The 14,254-nt window shown below is 40.4% G+C and carries 15 protein-coding genes; 12 read left to right on the top strand and 3 right to left on the bottom strand.

Annotated elements, in window-relative coordinates; genetic code table 11:
- Nucleotides 1-309: 309 nt before the first annotated feature.
- The 10 genes from ABNE31_RS13810 to mobB all read left to right on the top strand — a co-directional run bounded on the left by ABNE31_RS13810 (nucleotide 310) and on the right by mobB (nucleotide 10,148).
- Nucleotides 310-807, top strand: coding sequence for a nuclear transport factor 2 family protein (locus tag ABNE31_RS13810; protein WP_275648305.1), 498 nt, complete (start codon nucleotides 310-312; stop codon nucleotides 805-807).
- The gene (locus tag ABNE31_RS13805) at nucleotides 807-1,508 is read left to right on the top strand and encodes a PepSY domain-containing protein (protein ID WP_225604824.1); all 702 of its coding nucleotides are present in this window, start codon (nucleotides 807-809) and stop codon (nucleotides 1,506-1,508) included. Before ABNE31_RS13810 ends, ABNE31_RS13805 begins: the two co-directional genes overlap by 1 nt.
- A gap of 320 nt (nucleotides 1,509-1,828) precedes the next feature.
- On the top strand, nucleotides 1,829-2,368 hold the full coding sequence (locus ABNE31_RS13800; protein WP_081894514.1) for an AraC family transcriptional regulator: 540 nt from the start codon (nucleotides 1,829-1,831) through the stop codon (nucleotides 2,366-2,368).
- Between the two features lie 204 nt (nucleotides 2,369-2,572).
- A complete protein-coding gene (locus tag ABNE31_RS13795; protein WP_090294903.1) occupies nucleotides 2,573-2,797 on the top strand; it encodes a heavy metal-associated domain-containing protein in 225 nt (74 codons plus the stop codon).
- A gap of 111 nt (nucleotides 2,798-2,908) precedes the next feature.
- The gene (locus ABNE31_RS13790; RefSeq protein ID WP_036385854.1) at nucleotides 2,909-3,472 is read left to right on the top strand and encodes a DUF305 domain-containing protein; all 564 of its coding nucleotides are present in this window, start codon (nucleotides 2,909-2,911) and stop codon (nucleotides 3,470-3,472) included.
- Nucleotides 3,473-3,769: 297 nt separating this feature from the next.
- Entirely contained in the window at nucleotides 3,770-6,028 is a 2,259-nt protein-coding gene (locus tag ABNE31_RS13785) for a heavy metal translocating P-type ATPase (RefSeq protein ID WP_275648303.1), read from the top strand.
- Between the two features lie 27 nt (nucleotides 6,029-6,055).
- On the top strand, nucleotides 6,056-6,265 hold the full coding sequence (locus ABNE31_RS13780; RefSeq protein WP_090297511.1) for a heavy-metal-associated domain-containing protein: 210 nt from the start codon (nucleotides 6,056-6,058) through the stop codon (nucleotides 6,263-6,265).
- 772 nt (nucleotides 6,266-7,037) lie between these two features.
- The gene (locus tag ABNE31_RS13775; RefSeq protein WP_349351554.1) at nucleotides 7,038-8,273 is read left to right on the top strand and encodes a site-specific integrase; all 1,236 of its coding nucleotides are present in this window, start codon (nucleotides 7,038-7,040) and stop codon (nucleotides 8,271-8,273) included.
- Between the two features lie 262 nt (nucleotides 8,274-8,535).
- Nucleotides 8,536-9,120, top strand: a complete 585-nt coding sequence (locus tag ABNE31_RS13770) for a BfmA/BtgA family mobilization protein (RefSeq protein WP_349351553.1) — start codon at nucleotides 8,536-8,538, stop codon at nucleotides 9,118-9,120.
- A gap of 5 nt (nucleotides 9,121-9,125) precedes the next feature.
- Nucleotides 9,126-10,148, top strand: a complete 1,023-nt coding sequence (gene mobB / locus ABNE31_RS13765; protein ID WP_349351552.1) for a MobB family relaxase — start codon at nucleotides 9,126-9,128, stop codon at nucleotides 10,146-10,148.
- 231 nt (nucleotides 10,149-10,379) lie between these two features.
- Here the strand turns inward: mobB and ABNE31_RS13760 are convergent, their stop codons facing one another.
- The 3 genes from ABNE31_RS13760 to ABNE31_RS13750 all read right to left on the bottom strand — a co-directional run bounded on the left by ABNE31_RS13760 (nucleotide 10,380) and on the right by ABNE31_RS13750 (nucleotide 12,179).
- Nucleotides 10,380-10,790 carry a HipA N-terminal domain-containing protein gene (locus ABNE31_RS13760; protein WP_127137598.1) on the bottom strand — a complete coding sequence of 137 codons (411 nt, stop codon included), beginning with the start codon at nucleotides 10,788-10,790 and terminating at the stop codon, nucleotides 10,380-10,382.
- Nucleotides 10,791-10,794: 4 nt separating this feature from the next.
- A complete protein-coding gene (locus ABNE31_RS13755) occupies nucleotides 10,795-11,814 on the bottom strand; it encodes a HipA domain-containing protein (RefSeq protein ID WP_349351551.1) in 1,020 nt (339 codons plus the stop codon).
- Between the two features lie 149 nt (nucleotides 11,815-11,963).
- Entirely contained in the window at nucleotides 11,964-12,179 is a 216-nt protein-coding gene (locus ABNE31_RS13750; RefSeq protein WP_127137602.1) for a helix-turn-helix transcriptional regulator, read from the bottom strand.
- A 154-nt stretch (nucleotides 12,180-12,333) separates the two neighbouring features.
- Here ABNE31_RS13750 and ABNE31_RS13745 point away from each other — a divergent pair, with 154 nt between their 5' ends.
- Together ABNE31_RS13745 and ABNE31_RS13740 are read left to right on the top strand one after the other, a co-directional pair.
- Nucleotides 12,334-13,524: a hypothetical protein gene (locus ABNE31_RS13745; RefSeq protein ID WP_349351550.1), complete on the top strand. Its 1,191-nt coding sequence runs from the start codon at nucleotides 12,334-12,336 to the stop codon at nucleotides 13,522-13,524.
- Between the two features lie 10 nt (nucleotides 13,525-13,534).
- Entirely contained in the window at nucleotides 13,535-13,918 is a 384-nt protein-coding gene (locus tag ABNE31_RS13740) for a hypothetical protein (RefSeq protein ID WP_349351549.1), read from the top strand.
- The last annotated feature ends 336 nt before the right edge of the window (nucleotides 13,919-14,254 follow it).

Genomic DNA, 14,254 nt, shown 5'->3' with positions numbered 1-14,254 from the left:
CAAACGATATTGCTATTGTTGTTGGTCATGTCCGGTTACTATGAATGAGGAAATAAAGTCCTGAAAGGGAGGGGAACACCCAAAGTTGATTGGTTGGTGAGTTAGTTAGTTAATCGTTCCCTTCCCTTGTCAGGCACTAATGGAAAAAAAGGATGAAAGATTGTTGTCGTGACAATGGACCTGTGCAGCCGAAAAAGGCCATTTTAAAAAAATGGTTGGCCCATATCCTGTATGGGATCGTCATTTCGATTGTCCTGGGAGCCTTTATCATACAATATATACTAACCTAAACAATGTTAAAACAAACCAATGAAACGTATTACTTTACAGATTTTTCTAATGGCCGTATTTCTCACAGGGACAAGCTTTGGCCAAACAAACCCTAACAAGGAAAACCTAGACCAGGACAGGGCCGCTGTGCTGAGGATATTGGAAAGCTATAAAGAAGCACTGCAAAACTTGACCACGGAAGGTACCTTGGAGCTTTTTGCGGAAGATTCCGAAGTTTTTGAATCCGGGGGCGTGGAAGGCACCTATCAACATTATCTCGACCATCATATAGGTCCAGAACTCGGACATTTCAACAGTTTTAAGTTTTCGGATTATACCATCGAGGTGAAGGTGGAGCTACCCTTTGCCTTTACCACGGAAAGCTATGTCTATACCATTGGCCTAAAATCGGAAAATGGAGGTGAGGGCAAAATGATCAGCAGAAAAGGGGTTGCCACCTCAATCCTTAAAAAAATGGATGGGGAATGGAAAATTGTGAAGATGCATAATTCCTCACGGAACAACTGGAAGAACTAATGGTCGGAAGAAAAACATCGATGAAAGTCAGAAAGATACATAGGTATCTTGGCCTATTTATTGGTATCCAGTTCCTTATGTGGACTATCAGCGGACTATATTTTAGTTGGACGGACATTGATGAGATCCATGGGGATCAATTCATCAAGGAGCATGTGAGCCAGCCCGAGTTTGGCAATTTGATTGCTCCCAATGGACACGGGAACGTTAAGGTCACATCTTTGGAATTGAGAAATATAGGGGGAAGTCCCTATTATTGGATCAATGGTGGGGTTTTGATGGATGCACAAACGGGGGAGATCAAAAAGGGTATCGATGAACAACAGGCCTTGGCCGTTGCCTCACAGTATATGTTGCCAGAACTTAAGGTCAAAGATGTCGAAAGACTCACCCAAACAGGTGGGCAGCACGAGTATCGGGGACGTCCATTAGCGGCCTATGTGATAACCTATGAAACGGATGAAAACCTGAAAGCGTATGTCTCAGAGGCCGATGGGTCGTTCCAACGTGTGAGGCATCGGGCCTGGAGATGGTTCGATTTTTTATGGATGACCCATACCATGGACTATGAGGGACGGGACGATTTTAACACCATGGTTTTACGGATTTTTTCCCTGATGGGATTGATTACCGTTTTGAGCGGATTCTTGTTGTGGTATGTCAGCTCCCCAACGATCAGAAAACTATGGAAAAGGCGATAGTTCAAACACATTGACATATTATTTGGCAAAGGACTCCTGTTAGGAGCAAATAGTTGACCATTGAACCAGTTGAATCATTGTTGGAAAAATGAGCGAATTTAGGAGACAAAGGCGAAAGAAAAAAAGGGAGCTGGTAAAAAGGAAACAGAGTCGGGCCAAGAAAAAAAAGGAAAGAAGAATGAAAATCCTTGGCATATTGGCATTAGTGCTGATTGTAATATTGGCAGTGGTCGTCATTTTTTTGAAGGCCCTGTGGAAATTCACTACATAATATGGAAGTTGGGTCCAGTAAATCGAAAGATGTGTTGTACATCAAAAACATGGTCTGTCCGAGATGCATCATGGCCGTCAAAGGTATTTTGGACGATGAGGGCATTCCCTATATGAATGTGTCGTTGGGTGAAATAACCCTCAATGGGAAAATCACGCCTGAAAAACGGGAAGGTCTCAACGAACGACTTGAGAAAATTGGATTTACGATCATCAACGATCGTAAAGGTCAGTTGATAGAACAGATCAAAAACCTAGTGATTGAGGCGATACACTACACCGGACCCATGGAAAAGGTCAAATGGCCCGAATACCTTTCCGATGGATTGCATCTTGACTATAAGTATCTTAGTTCGCTGTTTTCCGCGGTGGAAAGCATTACCTTGGAGCAATATATCATCAACCAAAAGATTGAAAAGATCAAAGAGTTTCTTGTTTATGACGAATTGGGCTTAAAAGAAATAGCGTTTCAATTGGACTATAGCAGCGTTGCCTATTTAAGCAACCAATTTAAAAAAGTAACTGGAATGACACCTACACAATTTAAGAAAAGTGCCATTCAAAATAGAATATCGCTTGATGATATTTAACCTCTACCATTAAGGGCGCAATACCTTTCCAAGGAACCAGCTTCCTAAACGCTATTTAAAAAACATCTTTCTTCGCAAATGGGTCAAGGTTTGTTTTTTTTCAAACAATGCCCTTATACAGAAAGTGTTACTTTTCCCATACGTGTTGGAACCAACATTGTTGATTCTATGTGTAAAATTGTTAAAATATAAAATCATCACAACATGAAAAGAAGATACCAAATAGAAGGAATGACTTGTGATGGCTGTAGGGGGCACGTTGAAGAAGCTCTTTTCAATGTGGCCGGTGTAGCCGATGTAGCGGTCAATCTAAAAAACGCAGAAGCTACAGTGGAGTCGCAATTTGAGGTCCCCCTTGAAAATCTACAAAAGGCATTGGAAAATAACGGAGGTCAATATAAAATACAAGCGATGAGCAAAGCCAATTGAACCAATATATGATAACTGGGACAGGTAAATTGTCAGGCCTACAATTGGAATGGAACAATACAATAATCGAAAGTCAAGGAATAATCACAATAACCAGATAAAATTTGCACAATGGAAGATAGTCAAAGGAAATCCAATAATTATTTAAAGTTTTTTGCGATGATTGGCACCTCAATGGTCGCCATGTTTTTTTTAATGTACACCCACTCATATCAAATCATTGATCATTTTTGGTATAGTGAGACTAGATTTTTCATGACTTTGATAATGGGGGGATCGATGATCATTATTATGCTGCTATATATGCTACAGATGTATAAAGACCGACGCAAGAACATGTCAATTTTAGCCTTGGGTGTTTTGTTGATTGCAGGTGGGATATGGCTGGTCAGGAGTCAGGTTACCGTTTCAGGAGTCGACTACATGGAAGGAATGATACCCCATCATTCCATTGCTATTTTGACCAGTAAACGTTCTCAAATAAAAGATGTCAGGGTACGTGAGCTTGCCAATGAAATTATCAAGGCGCAACGCAGGGAGATAATGGAAATGCAATGGTTGATAAACGACATCAAGGAAAATGGAATAGTGGAAACCGAAGCTGGGAAAGAAAAGCGGCCTATTCCTAAATTCGAGGGATCGCTTAGCGAAGAAACAAAGAATCTGGCCGAATGAGAGGCGATTACTTACTACCAATGCTTTCGTTTTGCCCCAAGTTCACTACAATGGTTTGTCCTATCGAATATATTCTAAACTGATCGGGGCAAATTCTCCAAAAAAGATTGACGTGGGCGAACCTGATCTCATAGATGTTGCCGAATTCTAAAAACCACTCACCAATTAAGGTTAAGTACTTGACGAAGAAAGGTAAAGGTTGATTTTTCGGAAAATTCTACAACTCTTTCAGTAAATAACGTAACAGTGCATTTTAGGTCTATTCTGAAATTTGTACCATACAAATCGGAGTAGAAAATGGATGCAATCGATATTATTGAGGACACCGAAAGGAAACCGAAGACGGTGTCAAAAAAATCTTTCCCGGTCACTGGAATGACCTGTGCTGCCTGTGCATCCAGCGTGGAATCCATGCTAGGCCATACGGAAGGGGTCTACAATGCCAGTGTCAACTTTGCCAATAGTACGGTCCTTGTGGAGTATGACAGTGCTATGGACCTAAGCGATCTTCAAAATGCGGTACGTCAAATCGGTTATGATATAATTGTGGATGCCGAGGATCCTACCGAAGTACAGGAAGAGCTTTCGAAAAAGCATTATGTATCCATAAAAAAGCGAACCCTTTGGTCCGCTATTTTGACACTTCCCATTTTCCTTCTGGGGATGTTTTTTATGGATTGGGTCCTGGGTAGGTGGATTTCGTTGGTACTTGCCGTTCCTATCCTGTTCTGGTTTGGCCGAAGTTTTTTCATAAATGCCTTCAAACAGGCCAGATTCGGTAAGGCCAATATGGATACCTTGGTCGCACTCAGTACGGGCATTGCCTTTTTGTTCAGTGCATTCAATACCTTTTTTCCTGAATTTTGGCTCAGTAAAGGCATGGAACCCCATGTATATTATGAGGCGGCCACAGTGATCATCACCTTTATTTCATTGGGGAAATTATTGGAAGAAAAGGCGAAATCAAATACATCCTCCGCCATAAAGAAATTGATGGGGTTGCAGCCCAAGACCTTAAAGGTGATAGAAGATGGGGAGGAAAGGGAAATCTCTATTTCTTCGGTCAAGGTAGGTCAAACGATATTGGTCAGACCGGGAGAGAAAATCCCTGTGGATGGAACAGTGTCCAAAGGAAGTTCCTATGTTGATGAAAGTATGATCACGGGCGAACCCGTCCCTGTAGAAAAGACAAAGGGTGAAAAAGTTTTTGCCGGTACCGTAAACCAAAAAGGAAGCTTTCAGTTTGTAGCTGACCGGGTGGGAGGGGAGACCCTTTTGTCCCAGATCATCAAGATGGTGCAGGAAGCACAGGGGAGCAAGGCGCCCGTACAAAAATTGGTGGACAGGATTGCCGGTATTTTTGTTCCCGTGGTAATGACGATTTCAGTGGTGACATTTATCACCTGGATGTTCCTGGGAGGTGAGGACGCTTTTACCCATGCACTGTTGACCGCAGTTGCCGTATTGGTAATAGCTTGTCCTTGTGCGCTGGGTTTGGCAACCCCCACAGCCATCATGGTGGGAATCGGCAAGGGGGCCGAACACAATATCCTCATCAAAGATGCGGAAAGTTTGGAGTTGGGTTACAAAGTAAATGCCATTGTCCTGGATAAAACGGGAACCATAACAGAAGGAAAGCCAGTGGTGACCGATATGGTCTTTGCGGACCATGTGACCGATCACAGGGGCCTGGAGCAAATTTTATATGCCATGGAAGGACAGTCCGAACATCCCTTGGCTGAAGCCGTGGTCTCCTTTTTAAAAAATAGAAAGGTAAATCCGATCGAAATTTTGAACTTCAATAGTATTACAGGAAAAGGTGTTCGAGCTGAGGCATTGGATGGAACCCAATACCTTGTGGGCAATCATAAGTTGATGGTCGAAAAAGGAATCGCCATGGATGACAACCTGGGGCACATGGTCGAAGGGTTAGAGCAGGAGGCCAAAACGGTCATATACTTTGGCGGTGGAGGCAAGGTAAAGGCGATTTTGGCCATTATGGATAGCATAAAAAAGTCCTCAAAGGAAGCCATACGGGAAATGCAGGGGAATGGTATGGAAGTTTACATGATGACCGGTGATAACAAGATGACAGCCGAAGCCGTATCACAACAGGTGGGTATCAAAAGCTATGAAGCCGAAGTGCTCCCATCAGAGAAAGCTGATTTTGTAAAAAGGCTTCAAGAAAGTGGAAAGGTGGTCGCCATGGTGGGCGATGGTATCAATGATTCGCAGGCACTTGCCCAAGCAGATGTCAGCATCGCCATGGGCAAAGGGTCCGACATAGCCATGGATGTCGCGAAAATGACCCTGATCACCTCTGATTTAAATGCGATTCCCAAAGCGCTGAAGCTCTCCCATAAGACCGTTATAGGTATAAGACAAAATCTTTTTTGGGCCTTTATATACAATATCATTGGAATTCCTATAGCTGCAGGGCTTCTATATCCAATCAATGGATTTTTGTTGGACCCGATGATAGCTGGTGCCGCTATGGCCTTTAGCAGTGTATCGGTCGTATTGAACAGTTTGAGGCTTAAAACGATTAAACTATAGTAATTTTCTAATTTAAAATCGATGAACATGAGTACATTACAATTCAAATCAAATATTAAGTGCAGTGGGTGTGCCAATACCGTAAAACCATTTTTGGATAAGGTGGATGGCGTGACCGATTGGTCTGTAGACTTTGCCTCCCAAGACAAATTGTTGATCGTACAGACCACAAGTGCCACGGAAGAGGAAATCACTTCTGCCGTTGAATCGGCTGGATATCATTTGACCAAGAAATAAAAGGAACGTCCAGAAGAATATATTAAAAGGTTCGAATAGGATTGGGGGTTACCTTAATCCTATTCGGGTTGTATAAGTTTATTGGATTTTTCTACACAACTTCGGTATAGGCATGGTCATTGGTAGTATTGAAAACATCACAAGATTCAGGTATCACTGCAATCAAAATCTCTAAACTCGATCGTGTCCATCATGTAAGGTGGACCAGTAATGGCTTGGCTGGAACACCGGTGGCAAAAATCTAAATCTTGTAATTTATACGGCTAGGTTAAAATTGACAATCAAAGTTCTTATTATATCTGCTTGTCGATAGGCCGAATAGATGCTTAACTTGTTTGTGATGAGCTTTTGAACTCACAAAAATTCCTTTGTCTATTTTGATTTAAAATTAAATAAAACAAGATGGTGTGGTTTGATTTTAAATATCGATATTTACGTTGTGAAAATCATTATTTCACACGAAGATGTCCTATGGGATGTCCTATTTTGGGAAAATCGACATAATATTCTGGATATTAATGGGTTAGCACCTCGTCAAGAGGTCAGTCATCCCGACGAACCACTAAATAGGTGGTATCAAAGCACTGTCAACTGACTGATTGACAGTGCTTTTTGTTTTTTATGCATTCATTTGATATCATTTAAATACATATAAAAGGTGTAGAGTTCGGTGAATGGTTCGGTACGTTCCTTGTGCATAATTTAGCTACAGTTTGACGCTGTTTATGGGTGTTTTGCAAACCTGTTTTGTCAACCCTAAAAGTTATGTATTATGCGCAATTCCAACACTTTAAAAGTACTTCTCTTCACACGGGACATTTCAAATAATCCCCAAAAGTTGACCATTTATGCCCGTATCACCGTTAATGGGAAGAGGGCAGAAATCAGTCTGAAACGCTATGTTTCGGTGAATGATTGGGACGAAAACAAGGGAAGGCTCCATGGACTTACCCACAAGGCCCGTTTATTGAACAGCTACCTTGATGAGGTCTATGCTGCAATCATGGACACCCATAAGGTATTGTTGCGGGAAGAAAAGGTCATCACGGCACAGGCAATCAAAGCCCGTTATCTAGGGCAGGACGAGCAACATAGTACCCTTCATGAACTTATCGAGTATCATAATAAAACACAAAAGAGTGTGCTCCGCCCCGGAACTATGAAGAACTATTATGGGACCAAAAAGTATCTTTTTCGCTTTTTGGAATCCAAATACAAACTCCCCGACATCCGATTGAAACAATTGAACTATAAGTTCATTACCGATTTTGAACACTATCTGTTGAACGGCCCACAACTCCAAAAGGGAAAGAAATGTACCAATAATGGGGCCATGAAACATTTAGAACGTTTGATGAAAATGGTCAAGCTGGGCGTTAAGTTGGAATGGTTGGACAAAGACCCTTTCATTAACTATAGGCTCAGGTTTCATAAAACTGAACGAAGTTACCTAACGGAAAGAGAACTTAAGCGAATTGAGGAAACGAACTTCACTGGAGCAGGCTATGAAAAAGTCAAAGATGCATTCCTTTTCGCCTGTTATACTGGCCTATCCTATATCGATGTCCGGGAACTTGAAAAGAATCAACTGGTTTTGGGTATTGATGGAAACCAATGGATCTATACCAAAAGGGAAAAAACATCGCAAAGTGTGAAACTGCCTTTATTACCCAAAGCAAAAGAAATCATTGAAAAGTATTGGGACAGTCCAGAGACCAATACTAAAATACTACCTGTACTCTCTAATCAAAAGACAAACAAATATCTAAAAGAGATTACCAAGGCTTGTGGTATTTACAAGACCATATCCTTTCATTCGGCCAGGCACACTTTTGCAACAACGGTAACCCTTTCCAATGGAGTGCCGATAGAAACCGTTTCAAAAATGCTCGGCCATACCAAACTTTCCACTACCCAGATCTATGCAAGGGTACTGGAGCATAAGATAGGGGAGGACATGCAAAACCTTATAGAACATATGCAGACCAAAAAAGCAGCCGAAGGATGAGAAGGCTGTATTTCTTCGGTCCCGCTTGCGGGACGTAGGAATAGCAAGAGGGTGATGCGCAAATTGCGCCATCACCGTTGTTTTCGGGTCTTCAACAAGTTGAAAACCAGTCAATTGAACAGCATTTGAAATACTGTGCAAAAATTGGGGCTACAGTAGACTTTTCCGAAATCTACAGTAAACCCTTTGGGAAGCCCTGTAAACACTGGAAATTTTTGACGAAAAAATTGACGCAATTTCACTAAAAAACAAAATCATACCTATGGAAAAGCAAAAAACAAATGGCAGAACAAAGAAAGGAACAGGAGGTTATTCCAATATCACGGTAAAGAAGGAAACGGCCACACGCTTTCGCACTTATTCCAAAAGGTTCAACAAATCGCATAGCGAAGTGTTGGATGGAATGATAAGCTACTTCAAGGAGAACAACCTTGACCCTTTTGGTGAGGGAACAAAGGTCATCCTTGACAGTATCAAAAAGCTGGAAGTGAATATGATGAAAAAATTCGATAGGCTCATCGCCATTATCAAGAACATGGAGAAGACCAGTATAAGGCCCACTTATGAAATGATGCTCATTCTTTACGAGGCCTATGTAAAGGATGGGAGAAAACCTAAACGTGAACCCGTCAAGATGCATGAAGAACGAATGGATTTTTTGGAACCTAGGAATACCGTTCCAAAAGTGGAGCACGATAGAATGCTAAAAGAATTTCAAAGCTATAAGAAACGCTGTAATGAGATTCTGCACAATGTTGAGAAGGTGGAGCCAATGATGGGAAAGCCATATCTAAAGATCAATATGGGCTTTGGGGATTTTGAAAGCCTGAAACATCAATTAAGATAACGCCCATGTACCTTACCATCTCAGCACAGAAAATGGGCAGTACCTACAACTCCAGTGTGGGGAACTATGTGGACTATCTGGAAAAGGAGAACGAGGATAGGTCGCCCGAACTCAGGGAGGAATTCTTTGACCAAGAGAACGACAACGTAAGCCCTCAAACGGTTATCGATGAAATAGATGCCAATACGGCCAAACTGAGGCAGAAGGATCCAAAATTCTATTCCATAGTGGTCAGTCCCAACCAAAGGGAACTTAAGGCCATTGGAAATGACCCGAACATGCTAAGGGAATACACAAGGAAACTCATGGAGGACTATGCCAAGAGTTTTCATAGGAACCAAGAGGTCAAGGCCGAGAACCTGAAATATTATGCCAAGATAGAGCATGAGCGCACCTATCGGGGATTTGACAAACAGGTTCAGGAGAATGCGCCGTACCGTGGTGAAATAGCTAGACTCAGGAACGAGATACGGAAAGTGGAACGGGGCGAATCCATCGGGAATGTCAATGAGCTTGAAAAAAGGATCAAAGAGCAAGAAAGATTGGCCCCACATAAACAGAACGAGCAATTGGTGGCCGCAGGAATGCAAAAAGAGGGGCCACAGACCCACATTCATATCATTGTCAGCAGAAGGGACGTGACGAACACCTATACGCTTTCCCCAATGGCAAAGCACAAGGCCTCGGAAGTGGAACTGAACGGAAAGACGGTCAAGAGAGGATTTGATCGGGACAGTTTTTACCAAGCAGCCGAGAAGACCTTTGACAGGACAACGGGCTTCAAGAGGAACTATGTGGAATCCTATGTTGGTAGAAAAGCCCATGCCAAGGAACCGGGAAAGTTCTTTGCCAAGGTCATGGGTCTGCCCACCAAGGAAAAGGACATGGCCTTTAAACTACTTAAGACCATGGGGGTCAAAGCTCCCAGTATCCCGACCAATAAAGTACAGATTGCGGCCAAGATTATCAAAGCCCTTGGAAGGAGTATCGATAAGGGCAGAGGTACTGGTGAGGACATGGGCTACTGAAATCCAACAAGTAGGTTGCGCCCTATCGGGTTTTTGCTTTACGCTTATCTGCCTGAACGCTACAAAAACCCGACAGGATCCATGCGCAAAAGTTGGGGGTAAAATTTGGGGGCTATTTTTATGCTTTTAAAAACAATAATATATAAGGATTTACATAATGTCTTATAGAATCTAGCGGTAACAAAAAAAGGCCAACAAATTGTTGACCTTTTTCTATGAATTCTTAAAGCTTTATATAAAACTTAATTCAAAAGGATTATTAATAGATTTCTTTCCGAAAATCCTCAACATAGACACTTCACTTTTTTTATTTCCATTAAATTTTTTAATCTTCTTCTCATGATAAGGTTGGTTCAAATTTGGAATTCGAGCAGCAAAAAATGGCATCAAATGCTCAAATTCATAAACCTTATTAACATTTGGAAAATCAATCAACGGTAAAAGAGGTTTCTCCGAAATAAATTCATCAGAATATTTAAAAGTCCATTTTGAATCATCGTATTTCAAAAAACCAATTATATTGTTTTCAAATTTAAGTTCAAACTCTCCATGATCATTTTCATTTTTGAAGTCTGACTTAATATCCGGATCCACCGCCCAAGGCGTCAGTTTTTTAAATACGTCTTTTATAACTTCTTTCATGGTGCTAAATTAATGTATTTCTAATTACTTCAACTCGATATCTTAAAATATCCTTAATTAATAAACGTCTATTATTGCTTAATAGTGTTTTGTAATTCTTATCAATATTTTCCAGAACTTGGTCCAAAACTTCAGGTTTAAGGGAATTCTTCACCAAATCAAGTGTTTTAAAATATTCTTTATGAACTTCGATTAATGTAAAGTGATTTATTTTGCTTTTTCCTTCAACACCTATTTTTGGTCGGCTAGCATTGCAATAACTTTCTATTGATAATTTTGTTTGACCACTATTTAAAATATTATCTATCTTTTTTTCAGTATAATTCCAGAGCAAACCTCGTGCCGAATCATAAATTGGCGCATATTTTGCGTTCTTTATGCCAAATAAATCTCTTATGACACCCCAATTGTACATATGTCGGTCATTATTTCCCACCAAAGCATCAAAAAAAAGCATCTCCATAAATCTGGCAAACAACTCTTCTTTAGTGTCCTTAAAAAAATGACTTAATGTTTCTTTTGTAAAATTCACTGTGAAAAAAGATTGAGTCTGTTGGGCAAGTTCTACTTCATCAACAAATTGCTCATCATTTAAATACCCGGCATACAAATTAGCCCCATGATATAGCTGTTCCTTGTTTCTAGATAAAAAGTATTTGGATAAAAATCTAATTTGACCACCTAGGACACATAATTTAGAATCCGCAAGTAAAAACCCCAACCATCTTCCAATATCTGAAATAAGTTGTTCTGTTATTGATTCACAGGGATACCATTTATGGCCTAATTTTGCAATATATATAGGCCAACCATTGAAATTTGTTTTTCTTCCGCATCCATATTCGTAAAGCCTTATTAAATCCTTGGGTGCGTCTCCTCCAACAGCTACATCCTTTATTACTGAGTAAGAATGTTTTTTAGCTACCAATAGACCAGACATACCATGTTTATAACCACTCTTGCCAAGAATAGGTAATGGCTTTAGGTGTATAAAATTATCACTTTGGTCCAATTTTTTCTTCATGATAAAAGTCTGAGTAAATTATTGCTTACGAAATCAATTTTATTTCTCAAGCCCAATATAAATGAAAAAAAATTTAGCGCCGAACGAAGTAGATTGCAGTTTAGTCTGACAAAATCCTCTAAACCTAATTCACGATTGCGGGGAAAACATTAATTAGGAAGCTTCAGGCCTCCATATAACTCTTTGATTACTTCACAGGGGTCGATGTCAATGGCCAATGAAATAAGGTAGAGTTCCTCCGCCCTAAGTTTAGTGGTTGGGTTGGAACTCAATTGACTTATCCTTGATTTGCTTATGCCAGTCCGTCTCGCTACTTCCGCTTTGTTGATGGACTTTTTGGCCAAATATAATCCTAGGTCTGTCATTATAGGGTAGGTAAAATTTTGATACATAAAGATAGATTTTAGATACACCTATATAAAATTTTATCCAATCGGCATAGAAAATGAGTATTTATTTTATACATTAGTACAGAAAATCTACACAATTGAATTGAAATTCAACTTAAAATATTGATATATGGACTCCTTAACGCAAAGAAAGAAACATGTTGACCCCCAGATACAGGGGCTTTTATCGGACATTATCAAAGTAATTCCGAATGTTGTACAGGTCTATCTGAACAAGGGCCTTAAAAAAAAGAACACCTTTAGATACAGGTGGAACATCATTATTGATGCATCCAAAAATGACATCAACAACAAGTTCCTTCCAATTGTCCAAGGGTTGTTTTTTGACCATCAAGATTATTTCCACAATATCTTTTCCCGTGATTACGCCAAAACGGAATTGGCAAATGGCAATCTTTATTTCATCAACCATTGTCGAACCGAACATCTAATCTTTGGAAATCAGGATATTGCCTTTCCTTGGAACCATTTTGAAGATATAACAAACGAAGACTTCCTGACAATCATTGAAGAGGACTTTCGGACATCCTTGGAAGGCTGTTTGTCCTTTCAAAAGGGGTTCATATACTTTATGTCGGATAACAACCTTTCCCAAGCCGCCTTTATGGCCCATCAAGGCTTTGAACTTGGATACCGGGTCTTGGAGGGCTTTCTCTGCGGAAAAGTAAAGATATGCCATAAGATTGAGGTCCATCAAAAGTTCTTGGAAAGGAACATAAACAGAACAAAGGGAATGTTCAACCTTGATGACAATGCAGAGATGGATTTATTGGAACTATTGGATAGGGCCTATTCCAGTTCAAGATATGATAACTCCTTCCATATGGAACGGGATCAGTTGGACATTTTGAAACAAAAGCTTGAATGCTTTTTGGATGAAATCAGGCGATTCTTCGAACAGGAACTTGAACTTCTACAGACTCTTGTTACAAGTGTAAAAAAGACTTCAGTTGAACCTCAAAATGTAGAAGGGGCCAACCTATTAGAATCGATTAGGCAATTGAGTAAGGAAAACTTTGAAATGATGAGACCTGCAAATCGAAGGACAAAAAAAGGATATTATCTCAACCATGTCTACGTCCACAGTCACTTTTCCCTTTTCTACACCTTAAAATCGACCCTTAATGTATGTATCCTGGCCTTAGACGAGCAATGTGACATGACCTTGGATATCAAAAACATCAAGGAGGATGTAAAGACCGTACTGGAGTTTGCGAAGAACCTCATACCCTCGGAAGAGGGTAACTATCTGGATGAAATGCGAGAACTCATGCTTTCCGATCAGGAAACCAAAACTTAACGAAGAAGACATGGAAAAGAAATTTGAAAGTCACAACAACGAAAAGGAACTAATGGATGAAGTGATTGGTTTGTTGAACCCAAGAAAACGAAGGTATCATGGCAAGGATGAACCGCAAGTCCAAGAAGTAGTGTTCAAGGTGGAAAACAATTCAGAATTGCGTTATGTCATCTCTTGCTTATTAAGGTTGTGTATGTCCACCATTGACAATGAAAACGAATTGGACTCCCCAAGACTTCCCTTTCTATCCAAGGATGATGCAGTGATCACCATACTGGAATTGGTCATTGATATTCTCCCGGATGACCAGTTGGACAGTTACGATCGGATAGAAAAACTCCTTTTAAAAAATAAACATGATTGGCAACCCAAAATGGATGAGCTGGATGGTTGATACCAGCAAAAACGGAAGATTTGAGAAACCCAATAATTGGCCTTAGTGCTTTGAAAGCCAAAATTATTTTTTAGTTCCAATAGTGCTCAATTTTATCCGGTGAGTACAGTATTCTATTCCCGGCGTTTCCATTTTTGCGCAAACCATATAGAAAAGAGACTCCACTTCGATGGGGTTCTGGCTTTATGCAGGCTGCAAGGAAGGATGTTGTTGCTTTGCCTACAAAAAAAAGAGTGGCTTGGGTTAGGTTGCTCAGAATCTAATTTATCAATAGTGTAGGGTTAAATTTTTGAGGTAACGAGCTGGTTAAGGGACTTTACAGCTAGGGAGTGCCAA

This window comes from Flagellimonas sp. MMG031 (genome assembly GCF_040112705.1).
Classification (GTDB): domain Bacteria; phylum Bacteroidota; class Bacteroidia; order Flavobacteriales; family Flavobacteriaceae; genus Flagellimonas.
Note: the sequence above shows the minus strand (reverse complement) of the source record. Positions and strands in the feature narration are given on the sequence as shown.